Annotated in this window: 23 protein-coding genes; 15 read left to right on the top strand and 8 right to left on the bottom strand. The window is 64.5% G+C overall.

Annotation, left to right across the window (positions count from 1 at the left end; translation table 11 throughout):
* Positions 1–63: 63 nt before the first annotated feature.
* Positions 64–1254, bottom strand: a complete 1191-nt coding sequence (gene carA / locus NLM15_RS38555) for a glutamine-hydrolyzing carbamoyl-phosphate synthase small subunit (protein WP_254123189.1) — start codon at positions 1252–1254, stop codon at positions 64–66.
* A 146-nt stretch (positions 1255–1400) separates the two neighbouring features.
* Here carA and NLM15_RS38550 point away from each other — a divergent pair, with 146 nt between their 5' ends.
* The 7 genes from NLM15_RS38550 (at position 1401) to NLM15_RS38520 (ending at position 7119) form a co-directional block, all read left to right on the top strand.
* Positions 1401–2129, top strand: a complete 729-nt coding sequence (locus NLM15_RS38550) for an alpha/beta fold hydrolase (RefSeq protein WP_254123188.1) — start codon at positions 1401–1403, stop codon at positions 2127–2129.
* Between the two features lie 33 nt (positions 2130–2162).
* On the top strand, positions 2163–2618 hold the full coding sequence (locus NLM15_RS38545) for a GatB/YqeY domain-containing protein (protein ID WP_254123187.1): 456 nt from the start codon (positions 2163–2165) through the stop codon (positions 2616–2618).
* 228 nt (positions 2619–2846) lie between these two features.
* On the top strand, positions 2847–3986 hold the full coding sequence (locus NLM15_RS38540; RefSeq protein WP_254123186.1) for an epoxide hydrolase family protein: 1140 nt from the start codon (positions 2847–2849) through the stop codon (positions 3984–3986).
* A 130-nt stretch (positions 3987–4116) separates the two neighbouring features.
* On the top strand, positions 4117–5727 hold the full coding sequence (locus tag NLM15_RS38535) for an acyl-CoA synthetase (protein ID WP_254123185.1): 1611 nt from the start codon (positions 4117–4119) through the stop codon (positions 5725–5727).
* 28 nt (positions 5728–5755) lie between these two features.
* Complete coding sequence (locus NLM15_RS38530) at positions 5756–6223, top strand: MarR family winged helix-turn-helix transcriptional regulator (protein WP_254123184.1); 468 nt, start codon at positions 5756–5758, stop codon at positions 6221–6223.
* 81 nt (positions 6224–6304) lie between these two features.
* Positions 6305–6673, top strand: coding sequence for a nuclear transport factor 2 family protein (locus NLM15_RS38525; RefSeq protein WP_254123183.1), 369 nt, complete (start codon positions 6305–6307; stop codon positions 6671–6673).
* Positions 6674–6675: 2 nt separating this feature from the next.
* Positions 6676–7119, top strand: a complete 444-nt coding sequence (locus NLM15_RS38520) for a hypothetical protein (RefSeq protein WP_254123182.1) — start codon at positions 6676–6678, stop codon at positions 7117–7119.
* Positions 7120–7143: 24 nt separating this feature from the next.
* Here NLM15_RS38520 and NLM15_RS38515 read toward each other — a convergent pair whose 3' ends face one another.
* On the bottom strand, positions 7144–9372 hold the full coding sequence (locus tag NLM15_RS38515) for an ATP-binding protein (protein WP_254123181.1): 2229 nt from the start codon (positions 9370–9372) through the stop codon (positions 7144–7146).
* A 295-nt stretch (positions 9373–9667) separates the two neighbouring features.
* Between NLM15_RS38515 and NLM15_RS38510 the strand changes: the two genes are divergently transcribed.
* Positions 9668–10441 (top strand): DUF2189 domain-containing protein, encoded by a 774-nt coding sequence (locus NLM15_RS38510; protein ID WP_254123180.1) that lies wholly within the window; start codon positions 9668–9670, stop codon positions 10439–10441.
* A gap of 127 nt (positions 10442–10568) precedes the next feature.
* On the opposite strand, the gene NLM15_RS38505 is transcribed toward NLM15_RS38510, so the two are convergent.
* From NLM15_RS38505 to NLM15_RS38495, 3 genes are read right to left on the bottom strand one after another with little or no spacing between them, the layout of a single operon-like run.
* Positions 10569–11081, bottom strand: coding sequence for an SRPBCC family protein (locus NLM15_RS38505; protein WP_254123179.1), 513 nt, complete (start codon positions 11079–11081; stop codon positions 10569–10571).
* The gene (locus tag NLM15_RS38500; protein ID WP_254123178.1) at positions 11078–11548 is read right to left on the bottom strand and encodes an SRPBCC family protein; all 471 of its coding nucleotides are present in this window, start codon (positions 11546–11548) and stop codon (positions 11078–11080) included. Before NLM15_RS38500 ends, NLM15_RS38505 begins: the two co-directional genes overlap by 4 nt.
* Positions 11541–11855, bottom strand: coding sequence for a helix-turn-helix transcriptional regulator (locus tag NLM15_RS38495; RefSeq protein ID WP_254123177.1), 315 nt, complete (start codon positions 11853–11855; stop codon positions 11541–11543). Before NLM15_RS38495 ends, NLM15_RS38500 begins: the two co-directional genes overlap by 8 nt.
* Before the next feature lie 114 nt (positions 11856–11969).
* Here NLM15_RS38495 and NLM15_RS38490 point away from each other — a divergent pair, with 114 nt between their 5' ends.
* The 4 genes from NLM15_RS38490 (at position 11970) to NLM15_RS38475 (ending at position 15695) form a co-directional block, all read left to right on the top strand.
* Positions 11970–13415 carry an LVIVD repeat-containing protein gene (locus tag NLM15_RS38490; RefSeq protein ID WP_254123176.1) on the top strand — a complete coding sequence of 482 codons (1446 nt, stop codon included), beginning with the start codon at positions 11970–11972 and terminating at the stop codon, positions 13413–13415.
* A 2-nt stretch (positions 13416–13417) separates the two neighbouring features.
* A complete protein-coding gene (locus NLM15_RS38485) occupies positions 13418–13960 on the top strand; it encodes a hypothetical protein (protein ID WP_254123175.1) in 543 nt (180 codons plus the stop codon).
* Positions 13961–14006: 46 nt separating this feature from the next.
* Entirely contained in the window at positions 14007–14627 is a 621-nt protein-coding gene (locus tag NLM15_RS38480) for a LysE family translocator (RefSeq protein ID WP_254123174.1), read from the top strand.
* An 84-nt stretch (positions 14628–14711) separates the two neighbouring features.
* Entirely contained in the window at positions 14712–15695 is a 984-nt protein-coding gene (locus NLM15_RS38475; protein ID WP_254123173.1) for a DUF3592 domain-containing protein, read from the top strand.
* On the opposite strand, the gene NLM15_RS38470 is transcribed toward NLM15_RS38475, so the two are convergent.
* A complete protein-coding gene (locus NLM15_RS38470) occupies positions 15692–16498 on the bottom strand; it encodes an N-formylglutamate amidohydrolase (protein WP_254123172.1) in 807 nt (268 codons plus the stop codon). The genes NLM15_RS38475 and NLM15_RS38470 overlap by 4 nt on opposite strands.
* Positions 16499–16705: 207 nt before the next feature.
* Here NLM15_RS38470 and NLM15_RS38465 point away from each other — a divergent pair, with 207 nt between their 5' ends.
* Positions 16706–17104 (top strand): gamma-glutamylcyclotransferase, encoded by a 399-nt coding sequence (locus NLM15_RS38465; RefSeq protein WP_254123171.1) that lies wholly within the window; start codon positions 16706–16708, stop codon positions 17102–17104.
* Here the strand turns inward: NLM15_RS38465 and NLM15_RS38460 are convergent.
* Positions 17101–17664 (bottom strand): chlorite dismutase family protein, encoded by a 564-nt coding sequence (locus NLM15_RS38460; protein WP_254123170.1) that lies wholly within the window; start codon positions 17662–17664, stop codon positions 17101–17103. The genes NLM15_RS38465 and NLM15_RS38460 overlap by 4 nt on opposite strands.
* Before the next feature lie 251 nt (positions 17665–17915).
* Between NLM15_RS38460 and dnaG the strand changes: the two genes are divergently transcribed.
* Together dnaG and rpoD are read left to right on the top strand one after the other, a co-directional pair.
* A complete protein-coding gene (dnaG, locus tag NLM15_RS38455; RefSeq protein WP_254123169.1) occupies positions 17916–19931 on the top strand; it encodes a DNA primase in 2016 nt (671 codons plus the stop codon).
* A 375-nt stretch (positions 19932–20306) separates the two neighbouring features.
* Positions 20307–22469 carry an RNA polymerase sigma factor RpoD gene (rpoD, locus tag NLM15_RS38450; protein ID WP_254123168.1) on the top strand — a complete coding sequence of 721 codons (2163 nt, stop codon included), beginning with the start codon at positions 20307–20309 and terminating at the stop codon, positions 22467–22469.
* Between the two features lie 111 nt (positions 22470–22580).
* On the opposite strand, the gene NLM15_RS38445 is transcribed toward rpoD, so the two are convergent.
* Entirely contained in the window at positions 22581–22817 is a 237-nt protein-coding gene (locus tag NLM15_RS38445; RefSeq protein ID WP_014492112.1) for a hypothetical protein, read from the bottom strand.
* Between the last annotated feature and the right edge of the window lie 525 nt (positions 22818–23342).

The following is a 23342-nucleotide window of genomic DNA, read 5'->3' as shown; positions in this document are numbered from 1 at the left end:
TCAATGACAAGAGCCCGGGACAAGGCCCGGGCTCGATGTCGTAGGGAGTCGCAAGAGAGCGCCTTACGCGCTCTTCTTCTGCCGCATCAGATCGGCAAAGCGCTGGAATAGGTAGTGCGAGTCGCGCGGGCCGGGCGAGGCCTCGGGGTGGTACTGCACCGAGAACACCGGCTTGCCGTCGAGCTGGATGCCGCAATTGGAGCCGTCGAACAGCGAGATGTGGGTTTGCGTCGCGCCCTGTGGCAGCGTCGCCTCGTCCACGGCAAAGCCGTGGTTCATCGAGGTGATCTCGACCTTGCCCGTGGTCTCGTCCTTCACGGGGTGATTGGCGCCGTGATGGCCCTGATGCATCTTCTTGGTCTTGGCGCCGACGGCGAGGCCGAGCATCTGATGGCCGAGACAAATGCCGAAGGTCGGCGTGCCCGACTTGATGACGTCCCGAATGACAGGCACCGCGTATTTGCCGGTCGCGGCCGGATCGCCCGGTCCGTTCGACAAAAACACGCCGTCCGGCTTCATCGCCAGAATGTCGTCGGACGAGGTCGTCGCCGGCACCACCGTCACCTTGCAGCCGACGCCGGCGAGCAGGCGCAGGATGTTGCGCTTGATGCCGTAGTCGATGGCGACGACGTTGAACTCAGGCTTGTCCTGGCGGCCAAAGCCCTTGTCCCACAGCCAGGGGGTCTCGTCCCAGGTGAAGCGCTGGCCCGAGGTGACCATCGGCACGAGGTCCATGCCCTCGAGGCCCGGCCATTCGCGCGCTTCTTCCTTCAGGCCATGCAGGTCGAACTCGCCGTTCCTGGCGTGCGCGATCACCGCATTGGGCATGCCCTTGCTGCGGATCAGCGCGGTCAGTGCGCGGGTGTCGATGCCGGAAAGGCCGATGATGCCGCGCGTCTTCAGCCACTGGTCGAGGTGCTTGGTGGCGCGGTAGTTCGAGGGATCGGTGATCGCGGTGCGCAGGATCACGCCGCGCGCGCCTGGTGTCGCGGCCATGTTCACCGTTTCGATGTCGTCCTCGTTGGTGCCGACATTGCCGATATGCGGGAAGGTGAAGGTGATGAGCTGGCCGGCATAGGAGGGATCGGTGAGGATCTCCTCATAACCGGTCATCGCGGTGTTGAAGCAGACTTCACCGACGGCGTGGCCTTCGGCGCCGAGACCAAAGCCCTCGAGCACCGTGCCATCGGCGAGCACGAGGAGCGCGGTCGGTTTATGGTCCGGCCAGGCGGTATCGTTTTCATGTTGTGTCATGAGCGCGTTTCATAGTCGCCGCGGGCGCGTCCGTCAAAGCGGCAAAGCAGGGATTCACATGCGTTTTTGCATATTTGACAGGTCCCCTCAGGCACTTAAGCTTGGCAGAATAATTTCCGGCAATTTCCTGGGCTTGCGAGGCAATAATGGACCAGACCACCCCGCTTCTGCTGGTTCCGGGGCTGGCCTCCTCGGCCCGGATTTACGCCCCGGTCATCCCGGCGCTGTGGCGGTTCGGCCCGGTGATGATTGCCAACCATATCCGCGACGACAGCATGGCGGCGATCGCCGCCCGCGTGCTGAGCGAGGCGCCGCCGCGCTTTGCGCTCGCCGGCCATTCCATGGGCGGCTACATCGCGCTCGAGATCATGCGCCAGGCGCCCGAGCGGGTTTTGAAGCTCGCGCTGATCAATACCCAGGCCCGGCCCGATACGCCGGAGGCGACCGCGCGCCGTCGCGGCCTGATGGAGCGGGCGAGACGCGGCGAGTTGCAAGCGGCGCGCGAGGAGATGTTTCCCGAGCTGGTGCATCCCTCGCGCCGCGACGACGTGTCGATCCGCCAGCTCGTGCATGAGCAGGGCGAGGACGTCGGCGTCCAAGGCTATCTGCGGCAGCAGACCGCGATCATTGCGCGGGTGGATTCACGGCCGACGCTGGCGACGATCAAATGCCCGACGCTCGTGCTGACCGGTGATCAGGACAACACCATTCCCAACGCGTTCTCGAAGGAGATGGCGGAGGGCATTGCCGGCGCGAAGCTGGTCGTCCTTCGCGATTGCGGACACCTGCCGCAGCCGGAGCAGCCCGAGGCGACGACGCGGGCGCTCACCGAATGGCTGGGAACCCCGGTTGTCTCGGGCCCACGAACGGCCTAGATCAGGCGTTGGATATTCGAAGGGATCACGATCATGCTGCGCGACGACATCAACAATGCGGTCAAGGAGGCCATGAAGGCCAAGGACGAGCGCAAGCTGTCCACGCTGCGCATGGTCAACTCGACCATCAAGAATGCCGACATCGACGCGCGCGGGCAGGGCAAACCGCCGCTGTCGGACGCCGACCTGCTCGGTGTCTTTCAGAAGATGATCAAGCAGCGCCAGGAATCGGTCGAGCTCTACGACAAGGGCGGCCGCGCCGAGCTCGCCGCTCAGGAGCGCGAGGAGATCGCGGTGATCTCGGCGTATCTGCCGAAGCAGATGTCTGAGGACGAAGTGAAAAAGGCGATCGCGGACGCGATCGCCGAGACGGCCGCTGCCGGTATGAAGGACATGGGCAAGGTGATCGCCGTGTTGCGGGCGAAGTACGCCGGCCAGATGGATTTCGGCAAGGCCAGCGGCCTGGTGAAGGCCGCGCTGTCGGGCTAGCTCTTTCTTACCCTCTCCCCTTGTGGGAGAGGGTGGCTCGCCGCGCAGCGGCGAGACGGGTGAGGGGTCTCTCTCCGCGTGCGGCCCCTTCTCACGATACGAGTTTGCGGAAACAACCCCTCATCCGGCGCTTCGCGCCACCTTCTCCCACAAGGGGAGAAGGTGCAGCTGTAATGCCCTATCAATCCGGTCTACTCTCTCCCGACAGAAACAATCGGGAGGCAACCGATGACCAGCGCCGTCACACCGTTTCGCATCGCCATCAGCGACGACATCCTCACCGACCTCAAGTCGCGCCTTGCCCGCACGCGCTGGCCGGAGGCGGAGCTCGTTGACGACTGGAACCAGGGCGCACCGCTGAAATGGATCCAGGAGATCTGTGGCTATTGGGCGAACGGTTATGACTGGCCTGCCCGCGAGGCAAAGCTCAACCGCTTCGCGCAGTTCACCACCGAGATCGACGGGCTCGACATCCACTTCCTGCATGTGCGCTCGAAAGAAGCAAACGCGCTGCCGCTGATCATCACCCATGGCTGGCCCGGCTCCATCGTCGAATTCCAGAAGGTGATCGCGCCGCTGGTCGATCCTGCCGCGCATGGCGGCAATCCTGCGGATGCGTTTCATGTGGTGTGTCCCTCGCTGCCGGGTTTTGGCTTCTCGGCAAAGCCGGAGAGCACCGGCTGGGGCGTCGACCGCATCGCCGCGACCTGGGCGAAGCTGATGGATCGGCTCGGCTACGCGCGATACGGCGCGCAGGGCGGCGACTGGGGCTCTGCCGTGACGACCTCGCTTGGCGCACAGGACCCCGAACACTGCGCCGGCATCCACATCACACTTGCCTTCAACGCGGCGCCGAAGGTCGAGGGGGAGCCGACGGCGGAAGAGAAGCGCGCACTCGCCGGCCTCAAGCATTATGTCGATCTCGATTCCGGCTATTCGAAGCAGCAATCGACGCGCCCGCAGACGCTCGGCTATGGCCTGACGGATTCTCCGAGCGGGCAGGCGGCCTGGATCCTGGAAAAGTTCTGGGCCTGGACCGATTGCAATGGCCATCCCGAGAACATCTTCACCAAAGACGAGCTGCTCGACAACGTCATGCTCTATTGGGTGACGGAGACGGCCACATCCTCCGCGCGGCTCTATTGGGAAAGTTTTGGCAGGCGCCGGACGACGCCCAAGGTCAGCGTGCCGACCGGCGTCGCGGTATTTCCCAAGGAGATCATCACGCCGGTGCGGCGCTGGATGGAGCCGAACTTCCCCCGCATCACGCATTGGAGCGAGATGGAGAGGGGCGGGCATTTCGCCGCATTCGAGCAGCCGGAGCTGTTCGTGCGCGATGTCCGCAAGTTCTTCGCGACGGTGCGGTAGCCGCGCAACTGGGCCGTCATGCCCGGGCTTGTCCCGGGCATCCACGAGCTTAGACTAGGCACAAGAAACGAGTGCGTGGATGGCCGGAACAAGCCCGGCCATGACGCCGAGACCGTGGAAACGCCGGGCCATGCTGACCGAAGCCGCAACCTACGACGAGCTCTATCGCAACTTCCGCTGGGATGTCCCGGCGCGCTTCAACATGGCGGAGGCGTGCTGCGACCGTCATGCCGACGGCACCGGCCGCCTCGCGCTGGTCTATGTCGACGAGAACGGCGCCATCACACGCACGTCCTTCGACGAGGTCGCCGAGATGTCGCGCCGCTTCGCCAATGTGCTGAAGGCGGATGGCCTTTCGCGCGGCGACCGCGTCGCGGTGTTCCTGTCGCAGTCGCTGGAATTGCCGATCGCGCATATGGCGGCTTTCCGCTCGGGCCTGATCTCGATCCCGCTGTTCGCGCTGTTCGGTGAGGATGCGCTGGAATTCCGCCTGTCGAATTCGCAAGCGAAGGCGATCATCACTGACGAGGCGGGCTGGGAGAAGCTCACGAAGATCCGCGATCGGCTGCCCTATTTGCAGGACATCTATATCACGAGCGGCGCCGTCCACGCCGGCGCAAAACCGTTCTGGTCGGCGATCGAAATCGCATCCGAGGACTTTGCGACCGTCGACACCTCCCCCGACGATCCCGCGCTGATCATCTACACGTCAGGGACGACAGGTAATCCGAAGGGCGCGCTGCATGCGCACCGCGTCGTGCTCGGCCATCTCCCCAATGTCGAGATGTGCCACAACTTCCTGGCGCGGCCCGGCGATCTGATGTGGACACCGGCGGACTGGGCGTGGATCGGCGGTCTCGTCAACGGCCTGTTCGCGTTCTGGTACCACGGCATCCCCCTGGTCGGTCACCGCGCGCGAAAATTCGAGCCGCAGGCGGCGATGCAGATGATGGCCGATCTCGGCGTCCGCAACGTCTTCCTGCCGCCGACCGCGCTGAAGCTGATGCGGCAGGCCGGCGTGACACATCCCGGCGTCAAGCTGCGCAGCATCTTCACCGGCGGGGAATCGCTCGGCGGCGAGCTGCTTGGCTGGGTGCGCGAAACCTTCGGCATCGACGCGCACGAAGTGTTCGGCCAGACCGAGTGCAACCTCGTGATCGGCAGCAATTCCAACCTGTTTCCGATCCGCCCGGGGTCGATGGGCAAGGCGACGCCGGGCTTCGATGTCCGCATCGTCAACGACAAGGGCGAGGAGCTGCCCACGGGGCAGCGCGGCATCATCGGCGTGCGCCAGCCATGCCCGTGCACGATGATCGAATATTGGCGCAATCCGGAGGCGACGGCGAAGAAATATGCCGGCGAATTCCTGCTGACCGGCGATCTCGGTATTCAGGATGAGGACGGCTATTTCTGGTACGTCAGCCGCGAGGACGACGTCATCACCACCGCCGGCTATCGCGTCGGTCCCTCCGAGATCGAGCACACGCTGATGAAGCATCCGTCGGTGGCGATGGCCGCCGTGGTCGGCATTCCCGATCCGATCCGCACCGAATCGATCAAGGCCTGGATCGTGCTGCGCCCGGGCTTTGACGCAAGCGACACACTCGCCCGCGAGATCCAGGAATTCGTCAAGGTGCAGCTCGCCGCCCACGAATATCCGCGCTTCGTCGAGTTCGCGGAGACGCTGCCGATGACCGCCACGGGCAAGGTGCTGCGGCGCGAGTTGCGGGCGAGGGGTTAGGTCTTTTCAATTCGGCGCAATCGGAACAATGGCAAAGACGTCTCAAGCCGCGGGGCTTCACCGCGCCTCTCTCGACAAGCTGCACGATCTCGATGCAGCCCTCGAGCTCATGTATTACGGCTGGCGCGGGATGACACTCGAGGCCGACGACTATCTCGCGAAGCAGGGCCTGTCGCGCCCGCACCATCGCATCCTCTATGTGGTGGCGCGCCGGCCCGACATCGCGATCGGCGCGCTGATCGAGGTGCTCGGCATCTCCAAGCAGGCCCTGAACCGTCCGCTCAATTTGTTGCTGGAGCGCAAGCTCCTGACGTCGAAGCGCGCACCCGAGCAGCATCGCTCCAAGCTGCTGCGCCTCACCGCTGCGGGGCAGAAGGTCGAGCAAACGGCTTCGGGACACGAGCGCAAGGTGATGCGCGAGGCGTTCGACCGCGTCGGGGCACCGGGTGCGGCGGCATGGATGGCCGTCATGGGGGCGATCGCCGACAACAGCTGACGTTTCTTCAAGTCAACATAGTTGACATGAGGCGTGAGCTTTGCCACTTTCCCGGCCAACGAGCCGGGGGAGGGCTCCGCCATGAGCGGATGGAAGATGGATCGCGCGGCCGCCGAACGCTTTGTCGCGGCCTGGTGCGCAAGCTGGTGCCGGGTCGATATCGACGCGGTCGTCGCGCATTTTGCCGACAATGCGCAGATGCGCAGTCCTCTGGCGTTGACGTTGACCGGTTCTCCGGTCGTCACGGGCGCCGAGAACATCCGCGCCTATTGGCGAAAAGCCTATGGTCACATCGAGAGCGCCGACCTCAAGATCCTGAACTGGAGCTGGGACGAGGCGATCGCGCGACTGACGGTTTGGTGGCAACTCGGCGACACCCGCGCCAGCGAGTTCATGGACTTCGACGATGCGGGCCGTGTGGTGCGCAGCGAAGCCTTCTACGGAAAATAGTCATGCACCTTTCGGATTTCGTCCTGTTCCTCAATGCGCTCTGGTTCGGCGGCGCTTTCATCCAGTTCAGCATTGCGCAAGCCAACACGCTGAAGATACTTTTGCCGCGCGAAGAGCGCAGCAATCCGATCGCGCCGACCCTTGCGGCCAGCGTGGCGTTCCTGGGCGGAATGAATTTGCCGATCGGGCTTTTGTCGTTCTATCTTCTGGCCGCTCGTCCGCCGTTCTTCCAGCCGGTCGAGGCGCAGCTCGTGCTGTTCCTGTTCTTTGCGGCCTGCCACTTCAGCCAGTTCGCCTACAACGTTCCGGTCCTGATGCGCGGAGGGCGCGTCGGGGTGGCCTACTGGCCCGTGCTGAAGGGCCCGATGCTGAGGATCTTCGTCATCGACGCGGCTCTGTTCGTGGCCAATCTCGGCGTGGCGCTTCTCCTCGCGTCGCGCTCCTGACCGGCAACGTCCCGCGGCGCGAGCCTACCGCGCCGTCCCTGACAGGGTGGCCCGCAGCATCGCGGCGAGATCCTGCCGCCGGAACGGCTTGGTCAGAATGCGCGCGTCGTCGACCCCGTCGGGCGTCTTGACGGGATGTTGGCTGTAGCCCGAGGTGAAGAGCACCTTGAGCCCGGGCCGCAAGCCGGTCGCTTGCCTCGCAAGCTCCGGCCCGAACATGCCGCCGGGCATCACGACGTCGGTGAACAGCAGGTCGATGTCGCCGGGTCGCCGCAACAATTCGAGCGCCTCGCGACCGTTCGACGCCGTGATGACGCGATAGCCGAGCGTCTTCAGCTCGCTCTCGACATAGGCCCGAACCATGTCGTCGTCCTCGACGACGAGAATGGTCTCGCTTCCGTCGCGGGCGACGATCCGTTCCGCGGGCGAGGGATGCTCGTTTGGCGCCGTCGCAAGGCGGGGAAAGAACAGCCTGACGACGCTGCCCTGTCCCGGTTCGGACTGCATCTGCACGACGCCGCCGGATTGTCGCACAAACCCGTAGACCATGCTCAGGCCGAGCCCCGTGCCCTTGCCGACCTCCTTGGTGGTGAAGAACGGCTCGAACGCCCGGGTCGCCACCTCGGCGGTCATGCCGCTGCCGGTGTCGGTCACGGCCACCATGACGTAGTCGCCCGGCCGCGGCTCGCCGTTGACGTCCAGGTCGGATTCACCGAGCGAGGCGTTGCGCACCTCGATCGTCAGCTTGCCGCCGAGCGGCATGACGTCGCGCGCGTTGAGCACGAGATTGAGCAGCGCAGTCGCCAGCTGGCCGGGATCGACGCTGCTCAGCCACACATCCGGTTCGAGGACGAAGGTGCACTCGATGTGCTCGCCCAGCGGGCGGCGCAGCAACTGCTCCATCTCGTGAATCTTCCCGGCGATGTCGATGTCTCGCGGCTGGAGCGGCTGCTTGCGGGCGAAGGCGAGCAGGCTCCGCGTCAGGTCGGAGCCGCGCTCGGCGGCGGTCGCGATGTCGCTGGCGATCCGGTGCAAGTCCTTGTTGCCCGCCAGCCTGTCGGCGAGATGCTCCGAATTGCCGAGAATGACGGTCAGGAGATTGTTGAAATCGTGCGCCACGCCGCCGGTGAGCTGGCCCATCGCTTCCATCTTCTGCGATTGGCTGAGCTTCTGGTTGAGGTCTGCGATGGCAGTGCGTTGCTGCTGGAGCGACTCGGCCGTGTCGTTGAGCAGGGTCATCAGTCCGCCCAGCTCTCCGCGCGGATGGGGCGAGGGAATTCGTGCGCTGAGGTCGCCGAGCCCGAGCTTCTTCGCCATCGTGGCGAGCCGTCCGATCTGGCGTCCGACGCTCACGGTCGCAAGGATCCAGACGGCCGCCAGCAGCAGCAGCGAGGCCACCGCGAGGATCGCCAGATCCTCGTAGAGCCGGCGATTCGCCGTCGCGACCAATCCGTCCTTGGACCGTCCGACCATGATGTAGAGGCCGGCATCGCGGGTCGAAGGCGAGCGGGCCACGGCCCAGACCTGCGTGCGGCCCTCGCGATCTGTCAATTCCTGGAACGTCTGCTGATCGGGAGCGGCAGCGAAGCGGAACAGCTCGGATCCCGCGATCGACGCGCCGACCGGCTCGGTCCAGCCTGCTCCGGAAGGGGCGACCAGAACGGTGCCTTTGCGGTCGATGAGCACGACCTCCTTTTCGGCGAGCAGCCGCTTGTGATGATCTTCTGCGAATTTACGCAGGTTGAACGAAGCGAGCAGGATCGATTTCAGCGCGCCTGCCTCCGATCGCACCGGATATGCGATCTGGAGCACCGATATTCCGGTGAGCCGGCCGAATACCGGCTCAAGCACGACGCCGCGCGAGACCAGGGCCTGCTTGAAATAGGCGCGATCTCTCAGATCGAGGGTACGGTTGGTCCGCAGCGAGTCGCAGAACAGGCTGCCGTCCGGATCGATGGTCAGGATTCCGGTGAACTGCGGGTACTCCTCGCGCACATCGGACAGGAACGCCGAGCAGGCCGCCTTGTCGCGCGTGTCGAGATCGCGGGCGCGGGCCAGACCATAGTGAAGCTGGGCAGTGCCTTGGATCTTCTCGTCCAGATCGTTGGCAATGTTGTTGGCCGACGCCGCCAGATCGGCCAGGGCCGCATTGATTTCACTGCTCCGGTTCTGCACGAAACGCAGCCCGACGAGGATCGCCGGCACCAGCATGGCCGCGATGACGAGTATCAGTAGCCGGGTACGCAAGTTCATCGATCGGGCGGTCCAATTTGGTCGTCGCGCGTGCTGCTTCGAAGATGCAATCTGCGGCACCACCCTCCGCTCAGTCCATAGGCATCGCGACGAAAAGGCCCTCGCGGGGAAAGATTTCGACTGCGCACATCGCGATGGTCCCCGGAAGGTCGCCACGAGGCCCTGTTGGGCCGGTGCCGGGGCGCTCCCCGGATACCGTCTCCCGCAATCAACGCGCGCGTGCGCGCGACGCCCGAGCGCGCTAGTATCGAGGTCGCGCGCGACGGAGATCGTGCCGGTGACGGGGAGGGAGTCGATGTCGATCTCGGGCAAAGTCGATCCGGTGGTGCGGCCCGTGGTGGCGACCGACATCGCCGAGGCGCTGGTCGAGGGATTGCGCGATTTCCAGGCGCTGCCGCTTTACGGGCTCTGCTTCGGCGCGCTCTACGCCGCCGGCGGCATCGGCATCATGCTCTGCCTCACCGCCTTCGGCATGGTCTATCTCGTCTATCCCCTTGCGGCCGGCTTTGCGTTGATCGGGCCGTTCGTGGCGATCGGCCTTTACGAAATCAGCCGTCGCCGCGAGCGCGGCGAGCCGGTCTCCTTCCGCGCCATCTGGCTGGCGATACGCGCGCGCAGCGAGATCGGCTGGATGGCCTTTGTCACGCTGTTCGTGTTCGTGATCTGGATGTACCAGGTGCGGCTCCTGATCGCGCTGCTGCTCGGCCTGCACGCCTCGTTCTCGAGTCTTCAGGAATTCATGACGGTGGTGCTGACCACGAATGAAGGCCTGTTGTTCCTCGCCATCGGCAATGCGGTCGGCGCCGCGCTGTCATTGATCCTGTTCTCGCTGACCGTGGTGTCGTTCCCGCTGTTGCTCGACCGCGAGGTCGATTTCGTCACCGCCATGGTGACGAGCGTGCGCGCGGTGGTGACCAGCCCGCTGCCGATGATCGGATGGGCCGCCGTGATCGTGATGCTGCTGATCGTCTCGGCGCTGCCGTATTTTCTCGGGCTGATCGTGACGCTGCCGGTGCTGGGGCACGCGACCTGGCATCTTTATCGGCGGCTGGTGGTTCCGGTGTCGTAGTCATATCGGCCTTCGCCGGGGCCACTCAGTGCCGTAGGGTGGGCAAAGCGAAGCGTGCCCACCGGCCAGGCGTGGGCACGGCGCAAGGGCGCCTTTGCCCACCCTACGATTTCGAGCTCGCGGTAACCTACGGCGTCTTGATCCCCATCGCCTTGAGCGCATCCAGCATCCGCTGCGGCGGCCCCAGCTTGACGACGAGCGGCTTGCCCGTCTCGAGCACGCTCTTGAGACCCGACAGGATCGCAGGCCAGCCCGAGCGTCCGCCTGCAAGGATGTCATCGCTGAGCGGGCGGTCGTGGCCTTCGCTCATGGTGAGCCGGACCGCTTCGCCAACCGGTTCGATCTCGTAGGTGACGAGAGTCGGCCCTAGCTTCTCGATCAGCTCGGGCCAGTTGACGTTGAAGGTGACCGCGAGCTTTCGCGGCGGATCGTATGCGAGCACCTCGCCGCTGATATGCAGGGCGCCATCTGGTGTGCGCACGATGAACGCGCCGCCGAGGCGCGGCTCGACCTCGACGGTATTGCCGAAGAAATATTGCCGGCTGAACTCGGCCGAGGTCAGCGCCTCCCACACCTTCTCCGGCGTCGCAGCGATGTAGATGGTGTAGACCGTCAGCGGTTTGAACTGTTCGATGTTCATTTTGCGTCGAATCCCTTGTTGAGCGCGGCGCGGGGAATAACCAGCACCTTGCCTCTCTCCAGCAGGCTCTTGAGCCCGGACAGGATCGCCGGCCAGCCATTGGAGACGGCGCCGAGATATTTGCCGCCTTCGACGAAGCCGTCGTGCAACACGGTCAAACGCACGAGCGAGCCAAAGGGTTCGATGGTGAAGACGACACGCGAGATCGGCTCACCGCGCAGCTCCTCGAATTTCTGGTGCTTGAAGCTGTAGGACAGGCGGCGCGGCGGATCGGCCTCCAGGATCTCGCCGGAATCGGTGACCTCGCCGTCCAGCGTGAGCGCGAAGGGCGAGCCGATCTTCCAGTCCGACCGGACCTCGGCGCCGAACCAGTATTGCTTCGTGAACTCGCTCGACGTCAGCGCCTCCCACAGCTGCTCCGGCGTGGTCTCGATATAGCTCACATAGACGAATTGGGGCTTACTCATCGCGCTTCTCCAACTGACGTTTCAACTCGCTGAGTGCGGCGAGCTTGCCGCGCTCGAATTTCTTGATCCAGCGTTCGCCGATCTGATGGATCGGCACCGGGTTGAGATAGTGCAGCTTCTCGCGGCCATGCCTGATGGTCGTGACCAGATTGGCCTCTTCGAGAATGATAAGGTGCTTGGTCACGGCCTGGCGGGTCATCGACAGGCCTTCGCAGAGTTCGTTCAGGGTCTGGCCGTTTTTGGTGTGAAGCCTGTCCAGCAGCGAGCGTCGTGACGCGTCGGCGAGCGCTTTGAAGACCTCATCCATGGCAACGATAATAGGCAACCAAATGGTTGCATGTCAAGATGGTGTCTTTGGCGCGTGCAAGCGGCTGTGCTAGCGTTGAAGCTCAGCCAACGCAGATTGGTTCCGGGAGGGATTATGTTCCGTTGCGTCTTGACTGCTGCGTGCCTTGTCCTTTTTGCATGCAGCACATCCGCCTACGCGCAGAAGCAGACCATCGGCGCGCCGCCGGAAGCGTCCAACATGAAGCTGGTCGGCAGCAACGACCTCCAGGCGCGCAGTGCCTACCAGCCGACCATCCATCACCAGGGCGACCGCTGGATCGCCTATATCGGCCATCACGGCGGCACCGACGACGTGCCGGCTCCGGTCAACCCGATGACGGGGCAGGCCGAGCCGAACGGAACGTCCATCGTCGACGTCACCGATCCCGCGCGTCCAAAATATCTGCGGCACCTGCCGGGCCAGGAGGGAAAGTACGAGTCCGGCGGCGCACAAATGGTGCGGGTCTGCGACGGCAAGTCGTTGCCGAAGGGCGATCCCAATGCGGTCTACATGCTCCGCACCTTCGGCAGCGAGGCGCATGAGATCTGGAACGTCGCCGATCCCGCAAATCCCGTGCTGATCACGCGCATTGGCGGCCTGAAGGACACGCACAAGAGCTGGTGGGAGTGCGACACTGGCATTGCTTTTCTCGTCTCGGGCGCACCGGACTGGCGCACGCGGCGCATGACGCAGGTCTATGACCTCTCTGATCCCGCGCATCCGCAGAAGATCAGGGATTTTGGCTTGCCCGGGCAGGAGCCAGGCTCGACCGGCGCGGTGCCGACCGAATTGCACGGGCCGATCTCGACCGGGCCCCACGGCAACCGCGTCTTCTTCGGCTACGGCACCAACAAGGGCGGCATCCTCCAGATCGTCGATCGCGACAAGCTCTTGAACGGGCCGAAGGAGCCGACGCCGGACAATCTGCGCTATCCCGAGATTTCGCGCATGCCGATGTCCGCCTTCAACGGGGCGCACACGACGTTTCCGATGCTCGACATGCCCGTCGCCGAATTCGCCGAGGACAAGGACGGCAAGACCCGTGACATCGTCATGATCGTCGACGAGGCGATCTTGAACGAATGCGGCGAGGCGCGGCAGATGGTGTGGTTCGCCGACGTCACCACCGAGACGCGGCCGATGATGATCTCGAGCTACACCGTGCCGGAGGCGAGCGGCCAGTTCTGCCAGCGCGGCGGCCGCTTCGGCTCGCATTCGTCGAACGAGAGCATGGCGCCGGTCTACTACAAGAAGATGGCCTTCATCGCCTTCTTCAATGCCGGGGTGCGCGCGCTCGACATCCGCGATCCCTATCATCCCAGGGAGGTCGGATATTTCATCCCGGCGATCACGAGCGCGACGGACAAGCGCTGCATTCCCGTCGAGGGCGGCGAACGCTGCAAGGTCGCGATCCAGACCAACAATGTCGAGACCGACGAGCGCGGCTACATCTACATCGTCGACCGCGCCAATACCGGCCTGCATATCCTCGAACTGACAGGGCCCGCGCGCGCCGTCGCCGGCCTGCCGAGGAACTGACGATGCGGCGCGGCGCGGCGATCGCGATTGTGGCGATTGCGCTCGGTGGGTCCGGCGTCGGGGCCTATCAACTCGCGCCGTCGCCGGTGGAGGAGACGGCGCACTGGCGCGAGATCGCATGGCCGTTCCCGCGTGACGGCTGGCCCGCCGGCCGCGCGTTCCGTTGCGATGGGGCCTGCGCGGGCGCCGAGCTCTACGCGCGCGCCAAGCGCGGCTTCTGCAATTGCGACCGCGGCGTTGCCGATGACGACGAGGTGGATCGCGTCGCTGACATCGATCTGATCAGCCCGCGCTTCGCGGCCGTCGCGCCGGGTCAGGAAGTGGGCGTTGGCGAGATGCGCGGACGCGCGAGGCGTTATGATCTCGACATGCCGGACGGCGTCCATCGCATCGCGATCGGCGTTGCACTCGCGCGGCGGTGCGATCTTTTCGTTGCGGCGGCTCAAGGGCGTGGGAAAGCAAGCGAGATGCAGCGTGCGGCACTGGTGTTCCTGGAGACGCAGGGGATGAAGGACTGGGTGCTCGCCGCGCTGGACGGAAAGTGAGTGTCATGCATTAATGCCCCAAACCGCCCCGAGCCGAGTCCTCCCCATGATGTCCATGCAAGCCTATTTCGCCTTCGTTGCCGCCTGCATCGCGCTGGCGCTGCTGCCGGGGCCGATCGTCACCCTCGTCATCGCCAACGGGCTGCGCCACGGCACGCGCGCAGCGCTGACCAATGTCGCGGGTGCGCAGGCCGGCCTTGCCATCGTCATCGGCATCGTCGCGGTCGGCCTGACCTCGCTGATGGCGACCATGGGTTACTGGTTCGATTGGGTGCGCTTTGCCGGCGCCGCCTATCTGATCTGGCTCGGCATCAAGCTGATCTGGGCGCCGGTCGAAGGCCTCGATGTCGACGAGCCGCCGGCGCCGCCGCGCGGCGGGTTCTTCCTGCAAGGTTTTCTTGTGCTGCTGTCGAACCCGAAGGTGCTGATCTTCTTCGGCGCCTTCATTCCGCAGTTCATGGACATGAACCGCGACCACTTTCCGCAGGTCGCGCTGCTGGGCGCCACCTTCATGGTCACTGCGGCGATGACCGATGCGCTCTACGCTCTCGCCGCCGGGCGCGCGCGGAAATTCTTCTCGGCCCGACGGACGCGGCTGATGTCGCGCATCTCCGGTGGCTTCATGATCGGCGGCGGCATCTGGCTGGCGCTGACCAGGGCGAAATAACCTTCCGCAAGCCGGTTCGCGCTTGAACCCTTCGCGGCGGCGATGCGTCCAATCGGGCATTGCCGCTGACGAAGGAATTTGGTCGTGCCTGATCTGCCCTGGTTCGTCTACGCGATGCTGCTCGCACCGCTCGGGCTGTTATTGGTCGCCGCCGTTGTGAAGACCTGGCAGGTGCGCGAGGCGCGCAACTGGCCGCAGGCACCGGGCAAGGTCGTCACCTCGGTTGCAGAGGTGCGCGAGGTCAGGGTCTCCGACAGCGACCGCGAGGAAGGCTATCGCCTCGAGAAGCGCAATTTTGCGAACGTGACTTACGACTATGCGATCGGCGGCCGCAAGCTGCGCTGTAACCGCATCTCGATCGGCGAGGATCTCGGCAATTTCGAGGTCGCCGAGAAGCTCGCAAAGTATCCCTCCGGCAGCATCGTCACCGTGTATTACAATCCGCGCCATCCCGATCAGGCCGTGCTCGAGCGCGACCTGCCCAAGGGGCTGTGGGGCTGCCTCGGCATAGGCACGGCGATCGTGCTTGGCATCGTGTTCGGCTCGGCGTTCGGCCTCAACCAGACTTATGCCTGGCTTGCGCACCACATCGCCCGGCCCGATCTCGCGGGCCTCGTCGTCGGCTTCGGCGCGTTCGGCCTCGTCATCGCGCTGATGGGATGGGCCGTGCGGCGGCAGGCCTCGATGGCGTCGCGCTGGCCGGTGGTGCGGGGCACGATCAAGCTGTCGGGAATCGAGCACTATCACGAGGCCAGCGAGCCGGGCGAGCGCCGCGGCACCGAGATGGTCGGCAAACGCGTGACCTACACCTATCGCTATCAGAACGTCAGCTACACCAATGAATGCGCGCGCGTCGCGACCGGCACGCGGTCGGGGTCCGATGAGATGCTGAAGAAGCTGATGTCGCGCTACAAGGACGGCGCGACCGTCGAGGTTCGCGTCAATCCGGACAATCCGGCCGAGGCAACGCTCGATGCACGCGGCGCCGGCCGCATCGCCTTTGTGCTGTGGGGCATCGCCGCGATCTTTGCCGCGCTCGCACTGTTCGTCGCGACGCGGGGCGGCTAGTCGACCAGCCTCTCCGCCATCAGCTCGATTTCGATCTCCGCAAATATCCTTCCCAGCCGCTCGGCCCATTGCTGCTGGCCGGATTGGTCCGCGATCAGATCCTGGCGGATCTCGATGCCGGTGTTGACGAGGCCGCGGGCTTCGCCGTGGACGGGAATGGTGTAGTCGCTGAGGTCGCTCACCGCATAGGGCTCGTTGTCGCCGACGACGAGGTCGCCCTCGCTGCGCAAATGTTTCAGCAGCAGCTGCGGCAGCACGGTGTCGCGGTTGTACAATGCGCCGATGTGCCAGGGCCGCGCGACGCCGGCATAAACAGGCGTGAAGCTGTGCAGCGACACCAGCACCGTCGGCCGCTTGTCGTGCAGGCGGCGATCGATCGCGGCATCGATGCGGCGGTGATAGGGCTCGAAGATCTCGCGCCGCCGCGCCGCGCGCTCGCCCTGGGAGATGCCCTCGTTGCGCGGGATCGCGGTCGCCTCTGAAATCACGGGGATCGAGCTTGCAACGCCGGGTGAGCGGTTGCAGTCGATCACGAGCCGCGAATAGCGCTGCGCGATCAGATGCGCATCGAGCATTTGTGCAAGCCGATCGGCGACGCCGGCAATGCCGATGTCCCAGGCAATGTGCCGCGTCAGCTCGCTTTCCGCGACGCCGAGGTCGCCGAGCGCGCGCGGCAGCTCCCGTCCGTAATGATCCGAAGTGAGCAGGAAGGGCGATGCGCCCCCTGCATTCACCTCATGCACTGGCGGAATATCGCCCGCGCCGAGCAATTGATCGGTCGCGTCGGCCGTGTCCAAATCCATCCTGATTGCCTATGGAAAAAGCAGATATCGTCCAGATTGGGCAGCAATCGCTTGCGGGTCGGTCCACCCAAAATCATCGTGATCGCCGGACGATGCCGCTGCTTTCGATTCATCACAAGACCGAATCTCGCTTGCTCCCCCGGAGCTTTGCTGGATGAAGGAGATGTGCGGCTGTCGTTTCGCGCAATTGACGGCTATAGACACCCCATGACCTCCGATCGTCTTTTCGTGTACGGCACCCTGATGCGCGGCTTCGACCATCCGATGGCGCGGCTGCTCGCGGGCCATGCGGATTTCCTGGGAGAGGCGACCTGTCGCGGCCGGCTCGTTCTCGTGAAGCACTATCCGGGATTGCTGCTGTCGGACGCGGCCTCCGACGTCGTCCATGGTGAGCTCTTTCAGTTGCGCGTGCCCGACGAGCTCCTGCGCGAGCTCGACATGTACGAGGCCTGCGGCGAGGGCTTTCCGGAGCCGACCGAATATCTGCGCGAGCTGATCGACGTGACGTTGCCTGACGGCACCACGGAGAAGGCCTGGACTTACATCTACAACTGGCCCGTCACCGGTCTGCCCCTCATCGAGACCGGTCGCTTCCTGGACCATTAAGCCGACAGCACTTCCTTCACCACGCGCACATCCACTTCGCGCTCGACATAGGTCCACTCCTCGGTCGCCCTGAGCATCGCCACCAGCTCTTCGAACAGCGATTCATCCGGCGGTGCGAACTCGAACCAGGTCAGGAAGTCGAAGGGGCCGCCGAGGTCGCGGGAATGGTAGAGCTGCCGGGCGATCGCCGGCAGGAAGCGCAGGCTGCTCGCGATGTGATGCGACTTGTCCTCGAAAATCCGGCGGCGCTCTTCCTGCGTCAGCTCCCACCAGGCTTGCGACTTGCGGATCGGGATCAGCGCCGCGGACGTCGCCTCGGGCCGGCCGAGCCCGGCCTGCACCGCGGTGAGCTGCTGCTTCTCGGCGCGCTCGGTGTAGCGCAGCGTGCTCGCAACGCCCACCAGCCGCCACGCATTGCGCGAGGGCACGAGCGGCAATGCGACGGCCTCGCTGTCGACCACCGACAGCGCCGGCATGAAGGGCAGGGGTTCGCCCGTCACGGGCGAAATCGAGGTGACGCGCCAACCCCCGCTATGGCCGCCTCGAAACGTCCTGAACATGGCGCTATGGAAGCGTGGAACAGGGCCGGGTTCAAGGCCCGTGTCATTCCGGGGCCTGAAGAGCGGGCCCGAAATCCATCGCGCCGCCGCTATGCTCGGAGAAATGGATTGCGGGCTCGGCGGAATGACGGAAAGGCCTGTGAATAGGTCGAATAACCCGGATAATCCCGAGAAACCTGGCCTTTGGCCTGATCGCACCTATATCCCTGATCCCCAGCCCGACTCACCCGGTTTCGCGTTACACATACGCCATGCGCTTCACGCCCCAGTTCCTCGACGAGCTTCGTGCCCGGCTTTCGGTCTCCGAAGTCGTGGGCAAGCGCGTCAAGTTGAAGAAGGCGGGGCGGGAGTGGAAGGGGCTGTCGCCGTTCCAGCAGGAGAAGACGCCGTCCTTCTACGTCAACGACCAGAAGGGATTTTACCACGACTTCTCCTCCGGCAAGCATGGCGACATCATCTCCTTCGTGATGGAGACCGACGGCCTGCCGTTCGCGGAAGCCGTCGAGCGGCTCGCCAACATGGCGGGGCTGGCGTTGCCGGCGGTGACGCCCAACGCGGCGCGCGAGGAGCAGCGGCGGCGCTCGCTCCACGACGTCATGGATCTCGCGGCCAAGTATTTCGCGGAAACGCTGGCCTCGCGCGTCGGTGCGAAAGCACGCGGCTATCTCGCCGACCGTGCGATCTCGCCGGCGACGCAATTGCAGTTCCGCCTCGGCTATGCCTTGCCCGATCGATTCGCGCTGAAGGAGCATCTCGGCAAGCTCGGCGTGTCTGTCGAGGACATGATCGAGACCGGGCTGCTGGTTGCCGGCAACGACATCCCCGTGCCCTACGATCGCTTCCGCGATCGTGTGATGTTTCCGATCACGGATTTGCGCGGCCGTGTCATCGCCTTCGGCGGGCGCGCGCTGGAGAAGGACGTTCCGGCAAAATACCTGAACTCGCCGGAGACGCCGCTCTTTCACAAGGGCGACAATCTCTACAATCACCAGACCGCGCGCAAAGCGACCCATGACGGCGGCGCGCTGATCGTGGTCGAAGGCTATGTCGACGTCATCGCGATGGTGACCGCGGGCTTTTCGGGCGCCGTCGCGCCGCTCGGCACCGCGCTCACCGAGAGCCAGCTCGCGTTGCTCTGGAAGATGGCGGACGAGCCGATCCTCTGCTTCGACGGTGACCGCGCAGGGCAGAAGGCCGCCTATCGCGCGGCCGATCTTGCACTGCCCTTCCTCGCGCCCGGCAAGAGCCTGCGCTTTGCGCTGCTGCCGGAAGGGCAGGACCCCGACGATCTCGTGCGCGCCGGCGGCCGCGGCGCCATCGAGGAGGTGATCGCGGCGGCGAAGCCGCTCGCCGAGATGATCTGGTCGCGCGAGCTCGAAGGCGGCAATTTTGTCACGCCCGAGCGCCGCGCCGCGCTGGAAGCGCGCGTCAAAGAACTCTCCAACGGCATCCGTGACGAGGTGGTGCGGCGCTATTACCGCGACGATTTTGCCGAGCGGCTCCGGCGGGCCTTTGCACCCGAAGGCGGACGAGGCAGTTTTGGCGACCGGGGCAATTTTCGCCAGGGGGGCGGCGGTGGCCGCTCCTTCCAGCCCCGCGGCGGGGGACAGCCGAATCGATTCGGCGGCCAGGGATTTGGTGGAGGGCGCCGCGGCCCGCCCGGTCCCACCCCGCTACCCTCCGGCCCCTACCAGGCGGCGAGCCCCCAGCTTGCGACAAGTCCGATCATGCGGGGCCAGCGCAGCGCCATCTCCCGCCGGGAGGCCCTGATCCTGCAAAGCCTGATCAACCACCCCTGGCTGCTGCATGAGCACCTTGAGGAGGTCGCCGCCCTGGAGCTGGCCCACCCCGAGGCCCATAAGCTCCGGGCCGGCATCATCGCCGCCTTCGCCAACGACCATCACCACTCGCCGGACCCCGGCGAGCAGGCCGAAAAGATGCGAAGCGACATCGAGAAGAGCGGATTTTCACAGATTCTTCAAAGGGTTGAGAGCGGTATCACGACCGCGGCGGTGTGGGGCGCCCGCGAGGGCGCGGCGCGGGATGACGTTCTTGCCACCTGGCATCAGCTCGTCGCCTTGCATCGGCAATGGCATTCACTACTTAGAGAGCTGAAAGACGCCGAGCTGGCCTTGGGGGAGGACCCCAGCGAGGCCAATTTGGCGTGGCTGCGTGACGTCAAGGCTCGGATAGGAGAAGTCGACGGTACCGAGGCCCTGATCGAGGGTTTTGGCGAGCTGTCGGGCCGGTTCCAGAAGAGCGTGTGATGAAAGAATCATGCGGACGGCCGGGGCCGGAACCGCTAAAAGACTCGCCAAATCCAAGGTTTGGCGGCAAAAACAGGGTTAATCGAGGCTTAACGGTCTTGTAGCACTTTGGCCACCAGGCGGCCGCAGGCAGAACAGACGCGTCAGGAATGAATCCGCGCAATCGCTGTTGGCATTACACCTGCATCCGCTGCGACAAAGAGGCTCACGAAGCGTTAGGCAAATCCGGCGAGAGAAGGGTCGGGGTGGCGAGAGATAGGCGCGCCGCCCTTTCCGTGTCGAGATCTGACGAAGCGAGAGCGTCGAACAACAGGTTCAAGTGATTTCACGCAGGCGGGGCGAGCCGTCTGCATGAAGCGCGTTTAGGAGCAATGGATGGCCACCAAGGCAAAGACGCTGCAGGCGAAGGACAAGGAAAAAGACGACAAGGCAGCGGACGCGCCGGAGAAGGACTCCCAGGACGCGCCGTCGCCCTTGCTCGATCTGTCCGACGCGGCAGTCAAGAAGATGATCAAGCAGGCCAAGAAGCGCGGCTTCGTGACCTTCGATCAGCTCAACGAAGTTTTGCCGTCCGACCAGACCTCGCCCGAGCAGATCGAGGACATCATGTCCATGCTCTCGGACATGGGCATCAACGTCACCGAAGCCGACGATAGCGAAGGCGAAGAGGACAAGGACGAGGGCGGCGAGGACGAGACCGACAACGAGCTCGTCGAGGTCACCCAGAAGGCCGTCACCGAGGTCAAGAAGAGCGAGCCGGGCGAGCGCACCGACGACCCCGTGCGCATGTATCTGCGCGAGATGGGCACCGTCGAGCTCTTGTCCCGCGAAGGCGAAATCGCGATCGCCAAGCGCATCGAGGCCGGCCGCGAGGCGATGATCGCAGGGCTCTGCGAAAGCCCGCTGACCTTCCAGGCCATCATCATCTGGCGCGACGAGCTCAACGAAGGCAAGATCTTCCTTCGCGACATCATCGATCTCGAAGCGACCTATGCCGGCCCCGACGCCAAGGGCGGCATGAACACCGCCATGATCGGCGGTCCCACCGGCGAGAACGGCGAAGCATCAGCCGAAGGCGGTGAAGCCGCTGCGGTGAACGGGGCTGCGCCCGCGCATGTCGCGCCGCCCGCAGCTCCCCCGTCGCCGACCCCGTTCCGCGCCGCGCAGCCCGCCCCGGGCGGCCAGGCCGGTGAGGAGAAGGATCCGGGTGAAGCCGCCGCCGAAGCCGACATGGACGAGGACGACGAGTTCGAGAACCAGATGTCGCTCGCGGCCATCGAGGCCGAGCTCAAGCCGAAGGTCGTCGAAATCTTCGACAAGATCGCCGACAGCTACAAGAAGCTGCGCAAGCTTCAGGAGCAGGACATCCAGAACCAGCTCGAGAGCACCTCGCACGGGCCCTCGCTGTCGCCGCACCAGGAGCGCAAGTACCGCAAGCTCAAGGACGAGATCATCGTCGAGGTGAAGTCGCTGCGCCTGAACCAGGCGCGTATCGATTCACTCGTCGAGCAGCTCTATGACATCAACAAGCGCCTCGTCTCGCACGAGGGCCGCCTGATGCGCCTTGCCGACAGCCATGGCGTCGCGCGCGAGGACTTCCTGCGCAATTACACCGGCTCGGAGCTCGATCCGCGCTGGCTCAACCGCGTCTCGAAGCTCTCGGCCAAGGGCTGGAAGAATTTCGTCCATATCGAGAAGGACCGCATCAAGGACCTCCGCCACGAGGTGCACCAGCTCGCGGCGCTCACCGGCCTCGAGATCGTCGAGTTCCGCAAGATCGTGCACTCCGTGCAGAAGGGCGAGCGCGAAGCACGCCAGGCCAAGAAGGAGATGGTGGAAGCCAACCTCCGTCTCGTGATCTCGATCGCGAAGAAGTACACCAACCGCGGCCTGCAGTTCCTCGACCTGATCCAGGAAGGCAACATCGGCCTGATGAAGGCGGTCGACAAGTTCGAGTACCGCCGCGGCTACAAGTTCTCGACCTACGCCACGTGGTGGATCCGGCAGGCGATCACCCGCTCGATCGCCGACCAGGCGCGCACCATCCGCATCCCCGTGCACATGATCGAGACGATCAACAAGATCGTGCGCACCTCGCGCCAGATGCTCAACGAGATCGGCCGCGAGCCGACCCCGGAAGAGCTCGCCGAGAAGCTCGGCATGCCCTTGGAGAAGGTCCGCAAGGTCCTCAAGATCGCCAAGGAGCCCTTGTCGCTCGAAACACCCGTCGGTGACGAAGAGGATTCACATCTCGGCGATTTCATCGAGGACAAGAACGCGATCCTGCCGATCGACGCCGCGATCCAGTCGAACCTGCGCGAGACCACCACGCGCGTGCTCGCCTCGCTCACCCCGCGCGAAGAACGCGTGCTGCGCATGCGCTTCGGCATCGGCATGAACACCGACCACACGCTGGAAGAAGTCGGCCAGCAGTTCTCGGTGACGCGCGAACGTATTCGCCAGATCGAAGCGAAGGCGCTGCGTAAGCTGAAGCATCCGTCGAGGTCGCGGAAGCTGCGGTCGTTCCTAGATAACTAATTCGGATCGTCGTGCCCGGGCCTGACCCGGGCATCCATCCAAACGAAAGCGGCGGGCCGAAAGCCCGCCGTTTTTTTGTTTGTGCTGATGTTTTGCGCCTCTCGCAGGCGCCTACTTCTTCTTCACCCCGACCCGTTCGATGCGCTTGATCTCGAGCGCCGGGCGGCCGGATTTTTCGGCGATCTCGCGGTCCTGCTCCATGATGAAGCCGCGCGCGGGTTCGTCGCCGTCGAGGCCGCCGAGCAGTTCGGAGGGAACGCGGCGGTTGGAGCGTTGGGAATCGTCTTCATAGAAGACGTTGAAGAAGGCGAATTCGCCTTTGGGATTGGTTCCGGGTTTTTTGGCCATGGCGGCTTGTCGTCGATCAGGGGGCCGCAGTCAAATGACTTCGGCGGCTTGTCGACATCGGCGTCGAGTCGGAGGGCCGGTCTCACCAGCAATGGGGCCGCTTTGATCGCGATTGACTGCGGGGAGCGGCGCCAGGCGCCTGCTACGACCCTTCGATGAGGCCCTTGCTTCAATAAACGGCGGGCCGCGAAGCCCGCCGTTTATTTTGGGGTCTTCAGTGTCGCCCGGGGCTGGCAGGGCGACAACCTAGAATAGAAGACTATAACTCGCGCTGTGCGATGGCAAGGCAAATCGTTGGCGCGGTGATGTCGCAGCGTACGCGTCAGATATGCGTCGATCGCGCGCGTTGCTTCAACGCGTTTTCACCGCAGATGATTTGTTTGTCAAAACACTTCGTTTACCTTCGCGGTTCTCGCAACGCAGCGAGAGGTCGTGCGCGATGTATCGAAGCGCGTAGACCTGCATCTTTTCCAAAAGACGCGCAGAAGGTCTCATTCACTGCACGTAAACGAGTTCCACTTTGCG

This window comes from Bradyrhizobium sp. CCGB20, assembly GCF_024199855.1.
GTDB lineage: Bacteria > Pseudomonadota > Alphaproteobacteria > Rhizobiales > Xanthobacteraceae > Bradyrhizobium.
The sequence above is the reverse complement of the archived record's forward strand: the minus strand, read 5'-3'. Positions and strand labels throughout refer to the sequence as shown.

Coding starts and splice junctions, on each gene's coding strand:
- NLM15_RS38495 (WP_254123177.1), bottom strand. CDS start 11,855: ATGGATGAGGTCTTCAAAGCGCTCGCCGACGCGTCACGACGCTCGCTG.
- NLM15_RS38535 (WP_254123185.1), top strand. CDS start 4,117: ATGCTGACCGAAGCCGCAACCTACGACGAGCTCTATCGCAACTTCCGC.
- rpoD (WP_254123168.1), top strand. CDS start 20,307: ATGGCCACCAAGGCAAAGACGCTGCAGGCGAAGGACAAGGAAAAAGAC.
- carA (WP_254123189.1), bottom strand. CDS start 1,254: ATGACACAACATGAAAACGATACCGCCTGGCCGGACCATAAACCGACC.
- NLM15_RS38510 (WP_254123180.1), top strand. CDS start 9,668: ATGTCGATCTCGGGCAAAGTCGATCCGGTGGTGCGGCCCGTGGTGGCG.
- NLM15_RS38530 (WP_254123184.1), top strand. CDS start 5,756: ATGGCAAAGACGTCTCAAGCCGCGGGGCTTCACCGCGCCTCTCTCGAC.
- NLM15_RS38490 (WP_254123176.1), top strand. CDS start 11,970: ATGTTCCGTTGCGTCTTGACTGCTGCGTGCCTTGTCCTTTTTGCATGC.
- NLM15_RS38520 (WP_254123182.1), top strand. CDS start 6,676: ATGCACCTTTCGGATTTCGTCCTGTTCCTCAATGCGCTCTGGTTCGGC.
- NLM15_RS38480 (WP_254123174.1), top strand. CDS start 14,007: ATGATGTCCATGCAAGCCTATTTCGCCTTCGTTGCCGCCTGCATCGCG.
- NLM15_RS38545 (WP_254123187.1), top strand. CDS start 2,163: ATGCTGCGCGACGACATCAACAATGCGGTCAAGGAGGCCATGAAGGCC.
- NLM15_RS38470 (WP_254123172.1), bottom strand. CDS start 16,498: ATGGATTTGGACACGGCCGACGCGACCGATCAATTGCTCGGCGCGGGC.
- NLM15_RS38460 (WP_254123170.1), bottom strand. CDS start 17,664: ATGTTCAGGACGTTTCGAGGCGGCCATAGCGGGGGTTGGCGCGTCACC.
- NLM15_RS38465 (WP_254123171.1), top strand. CDS start 16,706: ATGACCTCCGATCGTCTTTTCGTGTACGGCACCCTGATGCGCGGCTTC.
- NLM15_RS38500 (WP_254123178.1), bottom strand. CDS start 11,548: ATGAGTAAGCCCCAATTCGTCTATGTGAGCTATATCGAGACCACGCCG.
- NLM15_RS38445 (WP_014492112.1), bottom strand. CDS start 22,817: ATGGCCAAAAAACCCGGAACCAATCCCAAAGGCGAATTCGCCTTCTTC.
- NLM15_RS38540 (WP_254123186.1), top strand. CDS start 2,847: ATGACCAGCGCCGTCACACCGTTTCGCATCGCCATCAGCGACGACATC.
- NLM15_RS38505 (WP_254123179.1), bottom strand. CDS start 11,081: ATGAACATCGAACAGTTCAAACCGCTGACGGTCTACACCATCTACATC.
- dnaG (WP_254123169.1), top strand. CDS start 17,916: ATGCGCTTCACGCCCCAGTTCCTCGACGAGCTTCGTGCCCGGCTTTCG.
- NLM15_RS38485 (WP_254123175.1), top strand. CDS start 13,418: ATGCGGCGCGGCGCGGCGATCGCGATTGTGGCGATTGCGCTCGGTGGG.
- NLM15_RS38550 (WP_254123188.1), top strand. CDS start 1,401: ATGGACCAGACCACCCCGCTTCTGCTGGTTCCGGGGCTGGCCTCCTCG.
- NLM15_RS38525 (WP_254123183.1), top strand. CDS start 6,305: ATGAGCGGATGGAAGATGGATCGCGCGGCCGCCGAACGCTTTGTCGCG.
- NLM15_RS38515 (WP_254123181.1), bottom strand. CDS start 9,372: ATGAACTTGCGTACCCGGCTACTGATACTCGTCATCGCGGCCATGCTG.